The following is a 20752-nucleotide window of genomic DNA, read 5'->3' as shown; positions in this document are numbered from 1 at the left end:
GCCGGGGGCGCAAGGATACGCGTTAGGTGGAAGCCCAAAACAAACAGACATCATTTCTTTTCGCTGCCGCCACCATTTTACTGGCGATCATGCTTTATGACGTTATGGGCGCGATCATAAAGCATCTGAGCCAGTCATATCCGACCCCGCAGCTTTCGATGTTTCGCAATTTGTTCGGGTTTATCCCAACTCTTCTCATTCTTCTGTGGTCACCAAAATGGGTTCAGGCAGGCAGACCATTGGTCATACGGCAATGGAAGCTGGCATTTGCGCGTGGCGGGATCGGTGCCTTTGCCCAGGTGAGTTTTTACCTTGCGATCTTTCATCTGGAATTTGCCACTGCCACGACAATCCTGTTTGCCGGCCCCTTATTCGTAACAGCGCTGTCCATTCCCTTGCTGGGTCACAAGGTTGGTCTGGCGCGATGGCTGGCAGTGCTGATTGGATTTGCCGGCGTCTTGCTGGTGATGCAGCCCACGGCTCCCGACTTTACCTGGTATGCGGTTCTTCCGCTCTGCGCGGCTGCAGGATTTGCCAGTATCAGCGTCTCAGCTCACCTGTTTGACGACGCCGTACCGACAGCTTTGATCAATCTTTATTACAACACCGGCGCGCTGATTGGCGCAGTCGCTCTGGTCGTCTTCACCGGTGGATTTGTCCCCATTGGAAGCTTAATAGATTGGCTGTGGTTGGGCGTCATGGGCATAGCTGGAAGCATTGCTGCCTTTTGTATGATTTCCGCCTACAGATCGGTAGAACCCAGCAGCCTGTCCCCGTTTGAATATTTCGCCATACCCTTTTCATTTTCTCTGGGGTGGCTTTTCTTTTCAGAAACACCGTTTGACCGGTTGTTCCCCGGGGTTCTGTTGATCGTGGGCGGCGGGCTTTTTATTATTTTGCGCGAGCGATCCCTGAAAATGAACCGCTGAACTTGTGGATCTCCAGACAATGTGCTGGCATCAATCTCATCACCCAGAGCGATCATTGTTGACAAAACTCCGAGAATTCACTGAGGAAACCTGCCATCGCCCGCCTGTTCGGCGGCAACTGAAAAAAATTCAAAATCTCTTCAGGTGACCGCTTCATCAGGTCAAACCGCAAAAAGATGTCTGCAGAAAAACGTGTACTGACCGTGGACAAGACCAACCGGAGTTGTTGGAGCATATCATCGCCCCGATGAGAGGCATGCATCAGAGCAATTGGCCTTCCAATGATTTCATCGCGCGACACCAGCCAGTCGATGGCGTTTTTCAGTCCGCCCGGAATGGCTCTGACATATTCCGGGCTTGCTACGATCATGCTGTCGCTGTCCCGAACAAGATCGGCAAAGTTCTGGACCGGTTGCGGCAATGCCACGGCTTCCATATCCGGGGAAAAGACTGGCAAATCGCAAATGCGATCAAACACGACAATCTGATTGTCTGGCCGGGCCATTGCGGACAAAGCGTGCAGCATGGCCGTATTGGTTGAGGCCGCTCGCCCGCTGCCGGAAATCGCTAGAATTTTCATGTCACAGAGTTATGTCAGGCCGAGATTCGGTGCAATGGTCGCTTTGGTGTTTCGGAAACCCAATTAAAAAACCTCAGACCACGAGCTCGGCAATATACAGCCACAGCGCCATGGTTCCCACACTGAGGCCGGTGGAAATTGTGATGGTGTTGGAGGCCAGTGCCTGCCCGGTTTTGAAGTAATCCGCAATCAACAGGGTGTTGACCCCGACAGGGCATGCGGCGGTTACGACCATCGCTTTCACCCATAAGGGCGGCAGCGGGAAAATGTAAAGCGCAGCCACCAGAACGATGGCGGGCATGACGCTCAATTTGATGATCGAAAGATAGATAGCTGGCAGTATGTTGCCGGAAACCTCGTAGCGGCGGAGCTGCATGCCCATGGCGAACAGGGCCAGCGCTCCAGCCACATCGGCCAGATAACCAATCAGGGTTTTGGGCAGACCGGCAAGCGGCAGACCGACCAGATACCACAATCCCCCGCCGACAATGCCCACGATGATTGGATTTTTGACAAGACCCAGCACCACCACTTTCAATGTCTCGATAATACCCGTTTCCCTGTCCAGCAGACCATCTAGCCGCATGGCACGCTGCTGCAACAGGGTGCAGGTCAGCATCATCAGTGGCAGATGAATTGAGATCAGAAGGAAAATCGCGGCGGCACCTTCATCATCATAAGCCCGCAAGATCAGGGGAATGCCAATCAGAACCGTGTTGGAAAAGGCTGATGAAACACCGCCGACAACACCTGCCCGCGCATCGCGCTGAAACACCCGGCGGATGACCAGCGTCCCAAGCACCCACGCAATCACAACGCCCGAGAAATAACTGGCCCAAAGGCTCCAGGGTTGCACGCCGGTAAAATCGGCAGAGGCGATGGTGCGAAAGATCAGCAACGGAATGCCGATGCGAAAGACGAAATCAATCAATCCGTCGCCGGTTGTCATTTTCAGATAGCCGCTGTGAGCCGACAGCCAGCCAAGACCGATCAGACCAAAGACCGGCAATACGATTGAGATAACCAGTTCCAAGGGAGACTTTCTAATGTTGGATGGTCTACTTATCCCTTTCCGCATTGCTGTGACAAGGTGGACTGACGAGTTGACAGCGAAAACACACTTTAGGATTGCATCGCCTGCCAAAGGACCAACCCATTGAGCTTTCCGTTCTCATCTGAGCTTGCAGACACTCGCATTGACTCATCTTTCACGATAGGCTGTTTACAAAACAATGCGAGGTAATCGCAGACATTGCATTGCACAGTCCGTTCTGAGAAGCATATCAGATGGATTCCGGGAAGCGTAAATGGGGAGCCGTGATGACACTGGCCAAAGACAAGACTCGTGACAGCATCATTCGAACTGTCAAAGCAGCCTTCACGAAAAGCAAAGAAAAGCCGCTCGCGGATTTTGCCGGACTGTTGTTTGAAAATGCAGCGTCGGAAGATATTGCAGCCTTCTCCAACGATGCGCTTGTTGCGATTGTCCGCAATGCGCATGATCAATTATTGCGCCGAAAGACCGAGACGGAAATTGTCTCGATTCAGCAATCCAAGGCACGGCCAGAAGGTCTGAGCGTTCAGGTCGTCAACGACAATATGCCGTTTCTGTTCGACAGCGTCATGTCTGAACTGCAAAAGGCGGGCGCTGATATTGCTCTTGTTTTGCACCCGGTTCTGTCTGTTACCCGCGACAAGAAGGGCGCACTGGAAGGGCTGAAAGCCCATCATAAAAAAGGCCCTCAGGCCCGCGCCATTCGTGAAAGCCTGATTCACATCGAGATTGATGCATTTGCCGATCCCCATACAAAGGACGCGCTGGAGAAAAACCTTCATCTGATGCTGAAAGATGTGCGCATGGCCGTGCGGGACTGGAAGTCCATGCTGCTGCGTCTCGAAGAGACCATCCTGAATTACAAAACCAATCCGCCACCACTTCCTGCAGACGAAATCAATGAGGCGGTTGCCTTTCTGCAATGGCTGGTGGATCAGAATTTCACCTTCCTTGGCATGCGTGATTATGCATTTTCCGGTGGCCCGAAACGCGGCACGCTGAAACGCAACGATGATGGCGGCCTCGGTATCTTGCGCGATCCCGATGTGCACGTTCTGCGCCGTGGCCGTGAGCTTGTGACGATGACGCCGGAAATCCGCGCATTCTTCATGGCCCCCGAGCCGCTGATCATTACCAAAGCCAATGTTAAATCACGGGTCCACCGCTCGACCTATATGGATTATGTGGGCATCAAGACCTTTGACGACAAAGGCAAATTATCAGGCGAATTGCGCATTGTCGGCCTGTTTACCTCCACCGCCTATACGCGCTCTGTGAAGCAAATACCGATGCTGCGCAAAAAAGTTGAAATGCTGCTGGAAAACTCCGAATTCGACAAGGACAGCCATGCCGGCAAGGCCCTGTTGAATGTGGCTGAAAGCTATCCGCGCGATGAATTGTTCCAGATTGATCTGGACACACTGTCCGAATTTGCTGACAAAATTCGCCAGTTGGACGAGCGTCCGCGCCTGCGTGTTCTGTCCCGGCTCGACAAGTTTGACCGCTTTGTCTCGGTTCTGGTCTATGTGCCGCGTGATCGCTACAATTCCACAGTGCGCACACGCATCGGCGATTATCTGAAAACGGTCTATCAGGGCCGCCTCTCCGCCTATTATCCTGCCTTCCCGGAAGGCAATATGGCCCGCGTCCACTTCATTATCGGACGCTCGGAAGGCGAAACTCCGAAACTCGATCAAGCTGAGCTTGAAGCACAGATCAGCGATATTGTGCGCACCTGGGATGATGGTCTGAACACTGCTCTTGGCTCCTCAAGCGCTGGCATTTATGAAGGGGCCTTCCCGGTTGCCTATCAGGATGCGTTTTCCGGCGCACAGGCTGTTGATGATATCAATCGCCTTGATGCCATGGGCGAAGGGGAAGACATCTCGATTTCCTTCGGCCGTCAGGACGACATGCCAGATGATCGTGTCAGCCTCAAAGTCTATGCGGCAGGGCAAGCCCTGCCATTGTCAAAGCGGGTTCCCTTGCTGGAAAATATGGGCTTTGCCGCGCTCAATGAACGGACCTATCAGATCAAACCAACGGGCAACCCGTCAGTCTTTCTTTATGACATGACGTTACAGGCCAATTCCGGTGCCGTGGATATATCGGCATTAGGCACGAAGCTGACCGACTGCTTTCTGGCGATCTGGCAAGGCCGGGCAGAAAATGACGGCTATAATGCGCTGATTTTAAATGGCGGGCTGGCGTGGCGCGACATTGCGTTGTTACGCACTGTCTCACGCTATCTGCGCCAGGCGGGCATTCCGTTCTCGCAGGATTACATGTGGTCCACCCTGAACCGCTACAGTGCGATTGCCAGTGAGCTGGTCACTCTGTTCCATGCGCGCTTTGACCCGGTCAATGCTGATCCGGCAGCGGAAGAGGCCTGCTTTAACCGGTTTGTCAAAGCACTGGATGATGTGGTCAGTCTGGATGATGACCGTATTTTGCGGCGGTTTGCCAATGTCATCAAAAGCAGCGTGCGAACGAATTTTTATCAAGTGGATGAAGACGGTCGGCCCGGGCGCGTCATCTCGCTGAAAATCAACTCCCGTCAAGTGGAGGAACTACCTGCGCCACGTCCTTTCCGGGAAATTTTCGTCTACAGCCCTGATGTCGAAGGCGTGCATTTGCGCTTTGGCAAAGTCGCGCGCGGCGGGCTGCGCTGGTCAGACCGGGCACAGGATTTCCGCACGGAAGTTCTGGGGCTGGTGAAAGCGCAACAGGTCAAGAACGCGGTCATCGTGCCCGTTGGTTCGAAGGGTGGTTTCTATCCAAAACAACTGCCTGATCCGGCTGCCGGACGCGAGGCCTGGTTTGAAGCCGGTCGCGATGCTTACAAGATTTTCATCAGCAGTCTTCTGGATATCACCGATAATCTGGATGGCGACAAGGTGGTGCCGCCCGAAAATGTGCTGCGCCTTGAGCCGGATGATCCCTATCTGGTTGTCGCCGCGGATAAGGGAACAGCCACGTTTTCCGATACAGCCAATGGCATTTCCGAAGCGCATGATTACTGGCTCGGCGATGCTTTCGCATCCGGTGGCTCCGTCGGCTATGACCACAAGAAAATGGGCATTACCGCCCGTGGTGGCTGGGAGGCAGTCAAGCGCCATTTCCGTGAACTGAACCGGGATATTCAGACTGAGCCTTTCACCGCCTGCGGTGTCGGCGATATGTCAGGTGATGTGTTCGGCAACGGCATGCTGCTGTCCAAGGCAACAAAACTGGTGGCGGCTTTCGATCACCGGGACATTTTCATTGATCCTGACCCTGATCCGGCCAGCAGCTGGGAAGAGCGCAAACGGCTGTTTGATATGGGCCGGTCCTCTTGGCAGGATTACAATACAAAACTCATTTCCAAGGGCGGTGGTGTGTTCCCGCGCAGCGCCAAATCCATTCCCCTGTCAGCCCCGATCAAGCAACTTCTGGGCCTGTCTGCCGACAAGGCAGCACCCAATGAGATTCTGACAGCCATTTTGAAACTGGATACCGACCTTCTGTGGTTCGGCGGTATTGGTACTTATATCCGCGCCACGACAGAATCCGATGCGGATGTCGGCGACAAGGCCAATGATGCCATTCGCATTACGGCACCCGAGGTTCGGGCGAAATCCATTGGGGAAGGCGCAAATCTGGGCGTCACCCAAAGAGCCCGCATTGAATATGACCGGATCGGTGGCCGGATCAACACGGATGCGATTGATAATTCGGCAGGTGTGAATTCCTCCGATATGGAGGTCAACATCAAGATCGCGCTGGGCGCTGCCGTCCGCAGCGAAAAGATTGATCTGAAAAAGCGCAATCGCTTCCTTGCCTCCATGACCGATGAAGTGGCCGATCTGGTTCTGCGTAACAATTATTTCCAGACCCTGTCCCTGTCTTTGACCGAGCGTGAGGGGATGGATGATTTTGGCTTCCAGGCACGGTTGATGGACCAGCTGGAAGATCGGGGGTTGCTTGATCGTGCGGTCGAATTGCTGCCCGATGACGCGGCCATGAATGAAAAACTGACCACCGGCGAGACCCTGTCGCGGCCTGAAATTGCCGTGCTGCTGGCCTATGCCAAAATTGTGCTGTTTGATGATCTTCTGGCCTCGGATGTGCCGGATGATCCTTATCTTGCCAAAGAGCTGTTCCGCTATTTTCCAAAGAAAATGGCCAAGTCCTATGTGGACGAGATTTCGGCTCACAGACTGCGGCGGGAAATCATCGCCACCATGCTGGCCAACTCACTCATCAATCGCGGTGGTGCAACGATTTTGACACGGGTCGCTGATCAAAGCGGCGCCGCCCCTGCTGAAATCACCCGCGCCTTTGCTATTGTCCGCGACAGTTTCGGACTAACCGAATTGAATGAGGCGATCGATGGTCTGGACACAAAAATTGATGGTCAGTTGCAGCTCGAATTATATGCGCAAGTGCGCGAATTACTGATCGACCGGATCATCTGGTTCCTGAAAAATGCAGATATGAGCCAGGGAATTGCCGGTGTGGTGGAGAATTTTGCCACCGGCATCAGCACTTTGCGCGGTACGCTGACGCCCTATCTGCCGGATTATCTGAAAAATCGGGTTGCCGACGCAAAATCACGCTTTGTGAAAGGCGGCGTTCCTGCAGCTCTGGCCGAACGCATTTCAAGCTTGCAACTGGAAGCCATGTTGCCCGATATCGTACTGATTGCGCAGAACAGCAAACGCTCGCTACAGCAGGCAGCGGAAGCCTATCTGGAGGTTGCCGGTCTGTTTAAACTGGGGCGTCTGGACGCCTTGGCGCAGGGTATTCCGATCACTGATTATTTCGATGGTCTTGCCGTGCAGCGTGCGCGACAGGTTCTGGGAGAAGCCCACCGGGCCATCACATCCGATGTGCTGACAGCTAGTCCCGCCAGCAAGGTTGACATTACCGTGTGGATTGCAGATCAGGGCGTTGGAGTAAAGCGGACCAGTCAGGCCGTCGAAGGCGTTGTTGAAAGCGGCACACTCACCGTTTCCAAACTCGCTGTTGCGGCCGGGTTGTTATCGGATCTGGCAGGAAGCTGATCAACCCGTTGGGCTAACCAGCCAAACCGGCCAGGCGTCTATCAGGAGATTTTTATGACCGTTTCCAGGCGGGGAATTTTCGGCTGGCTGATGTTTGATTGGGCAACACAGCCGGTCTTCACATTGATCACCACCTTTATCTTCGCGCCCTACTTTGCCGGCAGGTTCATGGAGGATGGTGTCGCGGGTCAGGCCTATTGGGGATATGCCACCGCCACCGCCGGAATTCTGATTGCGGTTCTGTCGCCGTTGCTGGGATCGATTGCAGACATAACGGGCCGCCGCAAACCCTGGATTGCCAGCTTTTCAGTGCTGCTGATGATTGGTGCACTCTTGCTGTGGTTCTCTGAACCTTTGGCACCTGGCGGCTCTCACACCTCCGCCATTTTCCTGGTGCTGGGGGCCTATATTCTGGTGACAATCGGCGCGGAATTCTCCACGGTTTTCACCAATGCCATGATGCCGGATCTGGTGCCGCCCGAGCGCCTGGGACGCCTGTCCGGAACCGGATGGGCGATTGGCTATGCAGGTGGTCTGGTGTCTCTCGTCATCATGCTGGGCTTTCTGGTGGCCTCGCCTGAAAGCGGCAAAACACTGTTGGGCATGGTGCCGCTGTTCGGCCTCGATCCGGTTGCAGCAGAAGGCACACGTGCGACAGGCCCGTTGACGGCATTGTGGTATCTTGTGTTCGTGTTGCCCCTGTTTCTGTTCACTCCGGACAGTGCCAAACGGCAAAGCATGTCTTTTGCCAAAGCCGCCCGGCAGGGCGTTAGCGATCTCATCACACGGGTGAAACGCGCACGGCAGGACAGGCCCCTGTTTCTCTATCTTCTGGCACATATGCTGTATGTGGATGGATTGATTGCCCTTTTTGCTTTTGGCGGAATTTATGCCCAAAGCGTGTTTGGCTGGGATACGACCAAGCTTGGCATTTTCGGCATTTTCCTGACCATTACCGGCGTTGCCGGCGCTTTGATCGGTGGCCGCCTGAATGATCGCCTTGGCTCCATTGCCGTCATCAAGGGCAGCATCATCATTCTCATCCTGTCCTCAATTGCCATTCTGTCGGTTGAAAAAACGGCCATTTTGTTTGTGGTGCCGGTGTCCACCAGCGTCGCCGAGTTGTGCTATTATCTGATCGGCGGCGTCATTGGCGCAGCGGCAGGTCCGCTACAATCAGCAAGCCGCACCTATCTTGCAGAAATCACACAGCCGCATGAGCGCACAGGCGCTTATGGGCTGTATGCCATGGTCGGCAAAGTTACCAGTTTTGCCGGACCACTGGCCGTTGGTTTGCTGACCTTCATCTCGCAATCCCAGCGCATCGGCATCAGCGCCCTGATCGTATTTCTGGTTGCGGGTTTCATCGTTCTGACATTTGCCGCAAAAAGCGCTCGGCAGCCTTAGGTTTGGCCATGGCACCCGTTACCTGAACTATCGATTTGCATCGGTCCAAGGCTGCCGTTGGATACTTCCGTTGTTGCGCTCTTGAATCTCAAATTCCCTCTAGCCGTTTAACAACCAGGTCCTGTAACCGCCAGAGATGCGCGTCTTAGGATTCACCCTCTTTCCTATGAGGTACAGGCTGTGCCCGATCGGGCCGTCCAATGCTGTGGCAGGCATTAAAGGCCTGGTTCAAAACTGGTCTGGAAAAACCGACATTAGCATTTGGACGCCGTGTTCGCTGTTACAGGCGCCTGCTGCAATCATGTGACCGACGATCTTACGCCGTTCAACATCGTGGAACAGGGCGGTGTCATCGACCTTTGGTTCGGCTTTCCGAAAGGTCCAGTTGAGAAACGAGAAAGGGGAAAGGGACAGGGCGCTCATCTTTGGTCTCCATCATATTGTTGGACATAGATTACGCTTGGAAAAGTACTTCTGGTATCTGTCACGGCGCCGTGCTGATATGCAAAAATGCAGAGCCGGTTCAGAGATTGGGGAGACGTGCGGGTATTCCTCGCAGTGATGCGCGAAGGGTCGACCCTTGCGGCCTCTCGTCATTTGGAGATCAACCAGACGACTGTCGCGCGGCGCATCGACGTTCTTGAACACACTCTCGGTGTGACATTGTTTGACAGAACTACGCGCGGGGCGGAGCCGACAGAGCGCGCGACCGCCTTGTTACCTTATGCCGAATCCCTCGAGCAAGCCGCCCTTGCGTTTGCAGCGGAAGCCGAAACCGAGAGGGGTCGGGCCAGCGAGCCTATCCGTATCACCGCGTTTGAGAACGAGACGTTTGGCAACATAGGGGCAGTGGTCGCCGAATATGTCGAGAAACATCCGGGAGTCAGTTTTGAATTCGTTTTCTCGGAACGAAATCTGGACCTGATGAAAGGAGAGGCTGATGTTGCCCTGCGCATGACACCAGTGATCTCTGACAACAGGTTGATTGCCCAGAAAGTCGGCCAGACGCATTGGACCTATTATGCCTCGCGCACCTATGCCGCCAATCATACGCTGCCTACGGAATTCTGCGAGGATATGGAAGATCATCGTGTCCATTTGCTGACGCATATCCAGAGCAAACGTCGCAACATTGTGCGATGCGCAACAGCCAACGATTTGATGATGGCGATCCAAACCGGCCAAGGTATTGGCGCATTCCCGGTGACGACTGGGGATGCAAACCCGAATCTTGTGCGCTGTTTTGACCCGCCACCCGGCTCTGAATTGCCGGTCTGGTTGATCGCATCTCCATCTGCGCATAAGCGGCCCGAGATCCGCCGCTTTACCGCCTTTGCAGTGCCCCGGATTGCGCGGAACCTCAAGAAATTGAGCTAATACAAGCACGAAGCGGACATTCGTGAATGTCGCAGCATTCGGTAGTTTGGGCTCCTTGCTGCCCTTCGCTGCCGAACACACGAAGGTCCGCTCCGGACCGTTAGCCCCAGCGTAAGAAGCCGATGATTGCCGAGCCTGCATAAAACAGTTGCAGCGTTAAAAACGCCCATCTTTTGTCTATTACTGCCCAGCCGGAAAATAGCGTCGCGGAGGTGAGCAGCAATGTGAACGCAAGAATTTCATTGCCGGTATTTGATGCTATCAGAAGGGCATATAGAATACCGAGAGCGGAGCCCAGCCATTCGAAAATTGTCGTCCAGGTTCGACTTTGCATCACCAGTCCCCCGTATGTTTACATCGACCTGTTTATACATTTTCTTTGGAAAAACAGACGAAAATTCCAACTGTCCAGGTCAGCCTGGTTCACATCGCGAAGCTTGGGACTACTTGCAGTTATCGGTGTCACGCCACAATCTCGGGTTTTCCTGGCATCGACAACGGCAAGTACTCCGAACCTCCGCAACTCCATTTTCCGGCTGGGCGATAATTGAGAAAAGATGAGCGTTTTTCGCGCTGCAACTGTTTTATGCCGGCTCTGCCATCATCGGCTTCTTACGCTGGAGCTAACGGTCCAAAGCCGGCTTTCGATCTCCCTTGCACTGAAATCCAACTGCGCTCCAATGCAGACATTCGTTCAAAGTGTTCGTCCTTTGGCTTAGGACGATAGCTATGCGCACTTTGCAGACTTAGGCTGCGCGCCCGCTTTGGGAGACCATCTTCGAAAATTCATCACATCTGGTGCTGAGGCATCTGGTGGGATAAATACCGCTAGACAGTTGAAACCGTGCGTCGAATATTCAACGCGTATTGGGAGACATCAATATGAGAGATCACATAGAACCGAGGCCTTGGAACTCCATTCAGGCTGAGATTGTCAAACTGCTAGACAAAGTATCAGAGGAGGAATTTAGGCAACTGCTCTCGGTATTTGAAGAATCATCCAATCGGCGTTGGTTCTTCTCCGGGCAGGGACGATTAGGCCTCATCGCTCAAATGGCAGCAATGCGTTTTATGCATCTCGGATTCGAATGCCATGTAACCGATGAGGCCACCGCACCGGCTGTTCGGAAAGGCGACTACTTTGTACTAGTGTGCGGTTCGGGGCGCACGCCTGTCAGCAAGAGCTTCGCCGAGATTGCTCACGCTGATGGGGCAGAGCTGATCGTTGTTACCCATAAGCCAAACAGCGAAATCGCCCTTGATGCCGACGTGCTTCTAACCGTACCTATGGGAGAAACTATGCAGTTCGGAGGCACACTTTTTGAACAAGGAGCCCTGATCTTACTGGACTGTTTGGCGCTTGAGCTTGTGAAAAAAACAGACGACGCTCACAACAGAATGTGGCAGCGTCATACCAATCTTCAATGAAACAATCTGCACAGGCGAACGAAATCGCCTGTCTCTACCGGGACAATCCGTCTGGCGCATCGCTGGCGAACATGTACGCTTGATGCGCAACACGCCTTTTGTTTTAGGCGCAGTATTTAACAGATTGGACACTAAGCGGAAGTTCGCCGCAACTGCCACCCAGTCCGCACAGACCACCGACACTTCCGGCCCAAAGCCGCCGTTCGTCGGGCAAGATCGGCTCTCCCGATTGCAGTCGTTCGCCGCATCTGCGAACAATAACTGGCTCAGATGACCGCAATGCGGGACATAGTGTGCTTTCGCTGCAGGTGCGCCAATGGCTGCTTTCGTGAAATCGGCTCCTGATCGACTGTAATTCTTACCGTTCAACAAACGGTGGTTTTTGACAGGGCAGTTCCCTCAAGCAAAACGGCCACTGCGTTCTTTGTGCGGTTGGCCGACGCCATACCATCGCCGCACTATTTCAAGCCAAAGCCCGTATGGCCGTCCGCAAAAAATCATAATGACTGCCGCACCAACGATACCCCAAAGAAGACCTGCGCCGGAGGCTCCACCCATCCAAATGATCGCAGCGTAAATTGGAACCTGAAAACTTAACAGTGCTAGCGTATCGAATAGAAGCGCCTTTGGCCTTCCAAAGATTGCCTCGCCAGATGTAGCCATGACCAGATCACGCCAAAGACCATAGGGGCGAGCTGTTATTATCATAAGTGGTGTCCCTATCAATCGCGCTAGGCCGACTTCCTGCCAGTCCATTCCCGCAATGAACCGCTCGTTTAATACGCCAGTAAGCGTGAAAAAGAGAACAAGGGCTGTTGTGTCTGCCATCAAGCTTCGCATGATTATCACTCACCTTTATTATGTGTGTCGCACACATACTTAGGCGACTTGCGATGTGTGTGCAACGCATATATATTTGCGCTATGATTAAAACTGACCTTTCAAACATCGTCTGCGCATTCGGGCTTGCCGTCTCCGACCGGCTTGCCGTGGCCACTGCACGTTGTCTTCCTCGGGATGAACCGGCAAAGGCCATTGCGTTCATAGGACGAGAGACGGACATGACCATCCGTGCGCTGAGTGCGCACATGCAGCTTTCTCACGCGGCGACGCTTCGCATGATCGATCGACTGTCAGACGATGGCTTGGTGATCCGCGCGACATCTCAAACAGATCGGCGTGCCGTTGGCCTGTCGCTAACCGATGACGGTTTAGAAACCTATCAGCAGCTTCTGGGCGCACGGGCCGCAACGGCTGGCTCCGTTATCGAGGGGCTTGAATCCAGTGAGCAAGAGCAGTTGAAAGCGCTACTGAAAAAGGCTCTTGCAAGCATGGTGTCATCACCGGAGGCGGCTGTGCAATGCTGTCGCTTTTGCGACGTTGTAGCTTGCTCTGAATGTCCGGTGAACGAGACCTACTAGGCAATACGGCTATATTCCAAAAACGCTCCTTTTTGGAATACACCAAAACCACCCCGTTTGACGCTGCCACAAACCCCGATCAAAACCCAACCAGTGGTTAAAGGGTTTTGGCTCTCACGTGATAGCAGACATTAGCTGCATTGCAGAGAATCGGTAAAGCGGGCTCAAACCTGCCGTTCACATGATTTCCAGTGGCTTGAAATAACTCCAGCACAAATTACAGCTGAGCGGACTTTTCGGTCGTTCCCGATCTAGTCTTCCAAAAGCCAAGTGGGATCCGTTACGCAGCGCGGGCAACCGATGGTTCGATCAGTTCAAGTCGGCAAGCAGAAAAAGGGTTCATCGATTTTTCCAGTGCGCAACATCCGGCCGCGACGGATTTTTAGCATCAACCTTGAGCGTTTCGATAGTCAGTCCGGCAACGTCCTGAAAAGCCCGACGGATCTGCGAAATCTCGGTTGCCTCACGATGCATGGCCACCAACTCGACCAAGTCACCGGCATCCAACGTGTAGAAGTGCACGAATTTGTTGCCCTCTATTGTCCCCCCTCGGCGGCGGCTATGCACGGACGATGCGAGGTATTCCCCGAACGGATGACCTTCATGGATTGATATTTCGCGTTGTCCAAAAAATGTTGTTATTGTCAAAACGTTGGGTCGGATCGTCAGCATGGGCGTCCGCCAGGCATTGATGAACCCGGCCCCCAATGCGCAGGCTCCTGCTAACCCTAAGACGCACAAAGTAACGGTCTTGAGGTCATAGCTTCGCGCCAGCACGGCGACCACAATCAAACCCAAAAAGGCCGCAGAAATGATCACCCCACCCAAATAGGTTAGCAAAATTCCGTCCGGTCTCTTGAACTGAACTACTTGCACGGGAGCCACGTTTTCAACCATTCAAACAACATATCAACGCGTGCCCAATTCATCAAGCACGACTGCCCCAAACAGGCTACGGCGCCCTGACCCAAAGCAATATGGGCTCAAAGCGGAATTTGCCTCGAAACCAATTCCGACCGAATATCTTATTGCTGAATGTCTGAGTGCTGCGGATGGAGGGAATGGTGAGGAGACTTTGTCATGTCCACTTCCAACCTTCCCATGATTATTCCGTCAAAGCGCGCATGGAACCATGGTCGTATTATCGGCCAAAAACGTCCGTTGTTGCCCAAGCATGTCTGGGCAATCCGTGTTCGGCTAGAACTCGCAAATACCGTCCGCGATCTTGCATTGTTCAACACCGCTATCGACAGCAAGCTACGCGGCTGTGATCTGGTCAAGCTCAAGGTGGCCGATGTCTACGCCTCGGGCGCTATTAAGGAGCGCGCCTCAATTCTTCAAAGCAAGACCCAAACTCCGGTCCGGTTCGAGATTACAGAAGGGACGCGCAAATCTTTAGTGGACTGGGTCTGCCATCCATTGATGTCAGGCCATGACTTTCTCTGGCCCGGTCGCTTCCATGATCGCCCCCACATTTCGACAAGGCAATATGCGCGAATGCTGAAGGATTGGGTAAATTCAATTGGTCTCGAACCAAGCGCTTACGGCACCCACTCGATGCGTCGCACCAAGGTCGCGCAGATCTACAAGAAAACAGGCAACCTGCGTGCAGTTCAACTTTTGCTCGGCCATACCAAAATGGACAGTACCGTCAGATACCTTGGTGTAGACCTCGAGGACGCGCTCGCCATTTCGGAGAGTGTAGAAATTTAGAATTGATGGGCCGGCGTCAAAGCCGGCCCGGAGCTGCCATTGACCCTACCATCGGGATGCTGCAGTGCGGCCCACCGAAGGAGACATTGGCAGTAGAGCGCAGCATTCTGGCCTCCCGAGCACTCGGGGCGGCACAAAAGCGGGGCAGGTCCATTGTGACTTCAATTTGCACCATCAGAGCGCTTCGATTTCAGAGACGTTCGCTTACAGGGAACAGAGATCGAACTTCTGCTGGGCTCAGTTCATTCGGCCCTCGGCAAAAGGGGTAGTCCATTCTTCGCTTTGCGTATTTCTAGGATGAAGCCGGTTACATCAGTTGGACTAATCGCGTCTAAATCACCAAGCCCTTCACCAAACTTTGACGTTAAGAAACGGTCAAAGAACCGTAGACAGTGATAAATCGTATTGACAGAAAGGCCGCGTTGAATCCTGAGATACGTGTCATATTCGCGTTTCAGACAGGCTCTTGGTGACATGTCGAGTTTCGGCACAGAACGTGCGGGGGTATTTGCATTCTGGATCAGATAATCCCTGAACCTGTTGATACGAAAGCGGCAGTGCTGTCGATCTTTCGCCGACGCCTTATTGACAAGTTGAGTGGCAACCTGTTCCATTTGGTCATCGGAAAGATCAATGGGCTTGAGGTCCGCTGCGATCATCGCAGACCAAAATTTCCTTGCGGTGGCGCTGTATTGCAGCTGTGAGTTGTGGCCATAGCCCTCAGCCTCAATGAGGGTGCCAAAACCCGCTACCGGGTCAACAATATCGTGTTCAATACCCGTGCTACACTGTGATGTTGCATTGTTTTTCATAAGTTTTTCATTCATTTGGGTGAAGGCTAAACTTATGACAGATCAAGAAAGCAGACGCTCAATCTCCCGCAATTGGACGATAACAATGCGGACTTTGCTGCCTTTCACGCCATCAACTCCAATGGCCGCAGCTTGCGCATTGCGTTTTCACAGAGACGCAAAGACGCGCCTAACTGCTGTTCGCGGCACAGAACTCGAACGTTCGCATTCTGGCAGAACACTTCCGACACCGTAATTTCCGTTATAGCGCTCACAGTGGGAACCCGGTATTTGACAATCATTGCGATTTATAATGCCAAATAGGCGGTTGGCCGCTCAAATGACACTGCTCGGCACGGGGCACTTGGTCGCGTCTGAACAGGGTATCTACATACGACCCGTCAGCAGATTGCCAAACTTAGCCGCTGTCGCCCGGCAATAGATACGCGACAAGGTCGGACAGGTCCTCGGGCGACATGGCCCACCGCGGCATACCGAGGCCGATCTCACTGCCGTCTGGCCGGACGCCCCGCGTCAGTGCCTCTGCCAGGCTCTCGCGGGTATAGGCAGAATGTGCGTGATCGTCCGTATCGCCATGCGCGCCCGTCAGGGCCTCTGCGGTAATCGCCGGAGCGACCGTCCAGAAGAACGGGCGTAACCTGCCACCCTCCCGATCGATACCATGGCAGGCGACACAAGCACCGCCCCCCATCATCGGCATGTGACGATCACCGCCAATGGCCCTGATCGGCTGCCCGCCAACACCCACGCCGGTGAAGTACAACCGCGCACCGTTGCTTTGAAACTGCGGCGGCCAATCGCTGTGACTGACCCTCGGCCCCATCGAGAAACCGAAGATCCAGATTGCGACAGCTGCCAATGCGACCCCCGCGAGGGCGATCAGGCCGTTACGGTGGCGGTTGTTCACACCGGTCATATCGCCTCCACTACCTTTCGCAGCAGATCGCGCACTTCGCCCGCGACACGCTTGAGGTTGCCATTGTCAATCGCGGCCATCGAGGCTTGCGGGTCGACCGCCGAAACCTCAACGTCGTTGCCGACCTCGCGCAGGATGACATTGCAAGGAAGCATCGCGCCCACCTTCGGTTCCAGACCGATCGCCTGCCAGGCCATCTCCGGATTGCAAGCCCCGAGAACGAGGTAGCCCGGCATATCCTTGTCGATTTTCGTTTTCATTGCCGCCTTGACGTCGATCTCGGTCAGGACGCCAAAGCCAGCCCCGGCAAGCGCACTGCGTGTCCGCGCCTTCGAACGTCCGGTCAATCGAGTAGTTCATCGGGAAGTTCTCCACCTTGTTTGCTGCTATTTTTGCAAGTATTTAATCAGTGCAGCGATCGCAAGAACGATCACCAGAAGGATCAGGAACATCCAGATTCCGCCGAAACCCATTCCAAATCCGTTCATCAATTCATTCTCCTTTTAATTTCCTTTGATAGACATCGAGACCGGTCCGCACCGGCATGTCCGGATGTGAATTCCGTTACATCCCGAGGTTGGCGGGCGGCGCAGGTCTGGCGTCTTAAAAGCGCCTGAATGCGCATTCCGGCGCCATGCTCCGGCGTAACGGAATTCACCATCGGGCACGACCGCGCATCAGCCGTGGTCGTCTTCCGGACCTCCTTCGTGATGGTCATCTTCCGTCTCATGGTGCATCATCCCCTTGACCGCCTCGGGAATGTCGGCTTCGGAGAACTCTGCCTGTTCGGACTGGTCATGCACGAAGGCGATTATATGTGCCAATTCCTCGCCGGTAAGCTCGATCTGGCCACCCAACTCCTCCTCCTGCAATGCGACCATGGCACCGGCCCCGCGCCACATGCGTGCAGCGAACTCGAAGGGGTTCATCGGCATTTCCATGAATTCGGCATCGAGCATCGCAGCATCCTGACCACCCACGTCGTTGATTGAATGACAAACAACGCACCCCTTTTCAGCAAAAAGCGTTCGCCCCTTGCCCGCGTCCATCTCGGGCATCATCAACCCTTCGGCCATCATCCCGTTGTTCATTCCAATTGTTGAGCCTTGCTGCTGTGCGGCCACTGGCAATGTGAACGGCAAAAGGGCAGCGGCGATCGTCAGTTTCATGATTTTCATTGAATGTCCTTTCCATTTTTAGTTTGGTTTTGTCTTTTCAGCGTCGATTTCGCTTGGTGGTTCTTTTTTCAAACGAGCCGGGTAGCCTTGTTTTCGGATCCAGTGGAGCAATACGGGGCGGTCTACCAATCCATGCCCCGTTCAGTTTTGCTCAGCGCCGCCCTGATTGTGGCGCGCAGGTCCAGATCGCCAGAGGCGCGGATCGCCCGATCGATCCGTCGGGCCGCATTGTAGCCTTGCTCTGCTGCCTCGCTTGCCTCGTGGCCGAATTGCGCCCTGAACCGTCCCGCAAACCCGCTGGCTGCGCGAAGGTCCGGCGACGGCAAGGCCGCTGGTCGTACAAATATCGTTGCCAGACCAAGCGCCGCGTCGCCGATCCCCATGGCCGAGGGCACCGGACCGAGAAGGAGCGCGATATCGGCTGTTTCCGCAGGAGAGCCGACCAGTTCGGCAACAGCGGCGGCACCGCCGGGCGGCAGCACCCATATCTGAACATCCAGCCCGCCCAGATGCCCGTCAGACGTTTCAAATGCGTGGCCGTCGTTTTCGCGGGTGGCTACGATGAAGCCGCGCACGGCCTCGGCGACATGTGTGACAGGATCGTCGGCCAACCCGTCGCCGACAATCGCCACGGTAAACTCATGCGCCAGCGCAGGCGATGGGTCAGCACCTGCAACGAGTCCGATTATGGCGGACGCAATGATTGAGGGCATTTCTAGCATCTTCATTTCCTCCCTCTGTTTGGCTTCTTCTTCTAATGTGGTTCCCTGTCAGATTCCGGGCGTGGGGCCTCAGTTCATCACCACCATCTGGTGGCCTTCGCCCATCACCGGAAATTCGCCAGTCACACTGAGATCGACTGGATTGATAATCCAGACTTTGGACTTGGCGCGCGACGAGACGAAGATACGCCCGGTGCCGGGGATCGTGGTGAGGTGATAGGGCTCGGGCGCAAGTGGAACCGTCGTGATCACGCCGCGCGCAAGGTCGATCGACGCAAGTATATCTTCGCCCCGCCCGGCCACGATCAGGCGCGTGCGGTCATCGGTCAGTGCAATGCCGTGGATTTCGCCACCCAGATCGAAGCTGCGGCGCGTCTCGCCACTTTCCAGTGCCAGTTCCAAAACGCGCCCAGCATCAGCGTCCGCGACATAGAGTGCACGCCCTACAGCATCAATGACCATGTGTTCGGGGGCTGCACCAACGACCATGTTACGGCGCACGATCCCGCGCGCCAGATCAACCTCGCTGACGGTGCCGTTGCCCGCGTTCGAGACATAAACGGTGCCGCGATCCACATCAAAAACCGCGTAATTGGGCATCGCCCCGGTCGGAATCCACGCAGTCATCTTGAAGCTTTTCAAATCGATCACCGAAATTCCGTCATTCGACGGATGGGTCGCGACTGCAAACCGGCCATCGGGTGACACGGCGGTGTGATGCACAGCGCCCGGCACCTCGATCCGGCGCAGTATTTCGCCAGTCTGTGTATCAAGAATGCTGAGCAGGCTCACGCCCGCGTCGGCGGGGCCCATGGATTTGGCCGTTGGGGCATGATGGGCGGCGTGTTCATCGGCGGACACGCTTTCGGGTTGGGCGGTCTGGGCAACGTCATCGCGGTCGATCTCGGCATAACTGCCGGCAACCAGAACCGGCACGCCAGGCGCGCCGGACAAACCATGCACCGCCTCCAACCCATCAATCCGGCGGATCGCGCTGCCCGTGGACGCATCCACCATCAGAACGGAATTCGCGCTGCCTTCGGGGATAAAGACGGTCTGCGCGACAGCCATACCGCTGATCAGCGCACCCACCGATGCCGTCGCCAGCACCTTTCTCAAATTTCTACACTTCATTGGGTTTCCTTCCGGATGTCGGCCACCAGGCCGTTATGTGTGAGAGTGTTGCTGCATCATCCCGCCAATTGTCCTGACTTCACGTGTCAATCGATCTCCAATCGGCACCATTTCCCGAAGCACGACACACCGCCTATGGTATCGGAACAAAGGCCGTCGCCTTCAAAAATACAGCTTCCAAGATCAGGAATTCAACGCGCCGGGGCGTGCCGGCGCACGTATGTCAGATATGTTTGGGAGGTCGGAAATGGCCGTTCAGCAGAGACGATCCCATCTTGTCAAAGGGCGCTGCAAAAAACGTATCGTTCGAGTCAGTCCATGCAAAATTCGTAAATTCACCCGTTAACGCGACATGACAGCCGAATGCGGACTGACAGTAATCGCTCTCATCAGTCTTCGCCTGCGCTTTGGTCATAAGCGGTTTGTCATCGATCTGAACGAGTTCAACAACGGGGTCGTGTGGCCAAGTGCCCGCTACATGGCCGTCGAAGACATTCAATACGACAAGCGCCAGAACTGCGACGATCATCACAACCTTATTCGATTGAGTGATAATCCGACGCTGCAGTTTCCACTGTCTCATGGGGTACATCTCCAATGACCCATACATTAGACCGAATCGCCAAGTTGGCCTTGACATAGATCAAATCGTGAAACCTGATGTCCGCCATGACTTGTTCCGGAAAGTCGAATTAGCGTCAGAAATGGTGCGGTGAATAAGGTCATCAATTGAGATTGGCCCCCTCCCGGCAGTTTGCAGAAGCGGTGCTCTGCTTGAGTATTCTTTGATCTGCAGTCTGGCCAATGAGGTCATATGTCCAGCCCGTGGTCCCTGAACTAAAAAGTCCGTCCCTTTTCTAAAGCCCAACTTGCCTGCAGGAGGCGTCTTTCTAATAGGGGGTCATTGATCAGTGCTTTTGCACGATGATGTCGGCTTGACGTGGTGGGCTTCAATTCCATTCGGCCAATGTGCAGTATTCTGCAAATTGGGCTCAAAGTGTCAACTCGCTGCTAAATGCCGCAATGTCCGCTGTGG

General features: G+C 54.5%; 20 protein-coding genes. 7 read left to right on the top strand and 13 right to left on the bottom strand.

The window, feature by feature from the left end; translation table 11 throughout:
* The first annotated feature begins 26 nt into the window (after window positions 1-26).
* Complete coding sequence (locus RAL91_RS02785) at window positions 27-929, top strand: DMT family transporter (RefSeq protein WP_306259518.1); 903 nt, start codon at window positions 27-29, stop codon at window positions 927-929.
* A gap of 52 nt (window positions 930-981) precedes the next feature.
* Here RAL91_RS02785 and RAL91_RS02780 read toward each other — a convergent pair whose 3' ends face one another.
* Window positions 982-1509, bottom strand: a complete 528-nt coding sequence (locus RAL91_RS02780) for an NADPH-dependent FMN reductase (protein ID WP_306259516.1) — start codon at window positions 1507-1509, stop codon at window positions 982-984.
* Window positions 1510-1582: 73 nt separating this feature from the next.
* Window positions 1583-2542, bottom strand: a complete 960-nt coding sequence (locus RAL91_RS02775; RefSeq protein ID WP_306259514.1) for an AEC family transporter — start codon at window positions 2540-2542, stop codon at window positions 1583-1585.
* Between the two features lie 287 nt (window positions 2543-2829).
* Between RAL91_RS02775 and RAL91_RS02770 the strand changes: the two genes are divergently transcribed.
* A complete protein-coding gene (locus tag RAL91_RS02770) occupies window positions 2830-7608 on the top strand; it encodes an NAD-glutamate dehydrogenase (protein WP_306259512.1) in 4779 nt (1592 codons plus the stop codon).
* A gap of 54 nt (window positions 7609-7662) precedes the next feature.
* Complete coding sequence (locus RAL91_RS02765; protein ID WP_306259510.1) at window positions 7663-9015, top strand: MFS transporter; 1353 nt, start codon at window positions 7663-7665, stop codon at window positions 9013-9015.
* A 228-nt stretch (window positions 9016-9243) separates the two neighbouring features.
* On the opposite strand, the gene RAL91_RS02760 is transcribed toward RAL91_RS02765, so the two are convergent.
* The gene (locus tag RAL91_RS02760; protein WP_306259508.1) at window positions 9244-9438 is read right to left on the bottom strand and encodes a hypothetical protein; all 195 of its coding nucleotides are present in this window, start codon (window positions 9436-9438) and stop codon (window positions 9244-9246) included.
* Window positions 9439-9525: 87 nt separating this feature from the next.
* On the opposite strand from RAL91_RS02760, the gene RAL91_RS02755 reads away from it, so the two are divergent.
* Window positions 9526-10392, top strand: a complete 867-nt coding sequence (locus RAL91_RS02755) for a LysR family transcriptional regulator (RefSeq protein WP_306259506.1) — start codon at window positions 9526-9528, stop codon at window positions 10390-10392.
* 100 nt (window positions 10393-10492) lie between these two features.
* Here the strand turns inward: RAL91_RS02755 and RAL91_RS02750 are convergent, their stop codons facing one another.
* On the bottom strand, window positions 10493-10726 hold the full coding sequence (locus RAL91_RS02750) for a hypothetical protein (protein ID WP_306259504.1): 234 nt from the start codon (window positions 10724-10726) through the stop codon (window positions 10493-10495).
* 548 nt (window positions 10727-11274) lie between these two features.
* Between RAL91_RS02750 and RAL91_RS02745 the strand changes: the two genes are divergently transcribed.
* Window positions 11275-11820, top strand: coding sequence for an SIS domain-containing protein (locus RAL91_RS02745; protein WP_306259502.1), 546 nt, complete (start codon window positions 11275-11277; stop codon window positions 11818-11820).
* A 399-nt stretch (window positions 11821-12219) separates the two neighbouring features.
* Here the strand turns inward: RAL91_RS02745 and alaE are convergent, their stop codons facing one another.
* On the bottom strand, window positions 12220-12648 hold the full coding sequence (gene alaE / locus RAL91_RS02740) for an L-alanine exporter AlaE (protein WP_306259500.1): 429 nt from the start codon (window positions 12646-12648) through the stop codon (window positions 12220-12222).
* Window positions 12649-12743: 95 nt separating this feature from the next.
* Here alaE and RAL91_RS02735 point away from each other — a divergent pair, with 95 nt between their 5' ends.
* Window positions 12744-13241, top strand: a complete 498-nt coding sequence (locus tag RAL91_RS02735; protein ID WP_306259498.1) for a MarR family winged helix-turn-helix transcriptional regulator — start codon at window positions 12744-12746, stop codon at window positions 13239-13241.
* Between the two features lie 339 nt (window positions 13242-13580).
* Here RAL91_RS02735 and RAL91_RS02730 read toward each other — a convergent pair whose 3' ends face one another.
* The gene (locus RAL91_RS02730) at window positions 13581-14138 is read right to left on the bottom strand and encodes a hypothetical protein (protein WP_306259496.1); all 558 of its coding nucleotides are present in this window, start codon (window positions 14136-14138) and stop codon (window positions 13581-13583) included.
* Between the two features lie 183 nt (window positions 14139-14321).
* On the opposite strand from RAL91_RS02730, the gene RAL91_RS02725 reads away from it, so the two are divergent.
* Window positions 14322-14954, top strand: coding sequence for a tyrosine-type recombinase/integrase (locus tag RAL91_RS02725; protein ID WP_306259494.1), 633 nt, complete (start codon window positions 14322-14324; stop codon window positions 14952-14954).
* A 242-nt stretch (window positions 14955-15196) separates the two neighbouring features.
* On the opposite strand, the gene RAL91_RS02720 is transcribed toward RAL91_RS02725, so the two are convergent.
* The 7 genes from RAL91_RS02720 to RAL91_RS02690 all read right to left on the bottom strand — a co-directional run bounded on the left by RAL91_RS02720 (window position 15197) and on the right by RAL91_RS02690 (window position 20299).
* Entirely contained in the window at window positions 15197-15766 is a 570-nt protein-coding gene (locus tag RAL91_RS02720; protein WP_306259492.1) for a hypothetical protein, read from the bottom strand.
* Between the two features lie 397 nt (window positions 15767-16163).
* Complete coding sequence (locus RAL91_RS02715) at window positions 16164-16589, bottom strand: cytochrome c (RefSeq protein ID WP_306259490.1); 426 nt, start codon at window positions 16587-16589, stop codon at window positions 16164-16166.
* 89 nt (window positions 16590-16678) lie between these two features.
* A complete protein-coding gene (locus tag RAL91_RS02710; RefSeq protein ID WP_306259488.1) occupies window positions 16679-17029 on the bottom strand; it encodes a DUF302 domain-containing protein in 351 nt (116 codons plus the stop codon).
* A gap of 330 nt (window positions 17030-17359) precedes the next feature.
* The gene (locus tag RAL91_RS02705) at window positions 17360-17860 is read right to left on the bottom strand and encodes a c-type cytochrome (protein WP_306259486.1); all 501 of its coding nucleotides are present in this window, start codon (window positions 17858-17860) and stop codon (window positions 17360-17362) included.
* 122 nt (window positions 17861-17982) lie between these two features.
* On the bottom strand, window positions 17983-18582 hold the full coding sequence (locus RAL91_RS02700) for a hypothetical protein (RefSeq protein WP_306259484.1): 600 nt from the start codon (window positions 18580-18582) through the stop codon (window positions 17983-17985).
* Window positions 18583-18651: 69 nt separating this feature from the next.
* On the bottom strand, window positions 18652-19716 hold the full coding sequence (locus RAL91_RS02695; protein ID WP_306259482.1) for a YncE family protein: 1065 nt from the start codon (window positions 19714-19716) through the stop codon (window positions 18652-18654).
* 223 nt (window positions 19717-19939) lie between these two features.
* The gene (locus RAL91_RS02690; protein ID WP_306259480.1) at window positions 19940-20299 is read right to left on the bottom strand and encodes a hypothetical protein; all 360 of its coding nucleotides are present in this window, start codon (window positions 20297-20299) and stop codon (window positions 19940-19942) included.
* Between the last annotated feature and the right edge of the window lie 453 nt (window positions 20300-20752).

Source organism: Pararhizobium sp. IMCC21322, assembly GCF_030758295.1.
GTDB lineage: Bacteria > Pseudomonadota > Alphaproteobacteria > Rhizobiales.
Note: the sequence above shows the minus strand (reverse complement) of the source record. Positions and strands in the feature narration are given on the sequence as shown.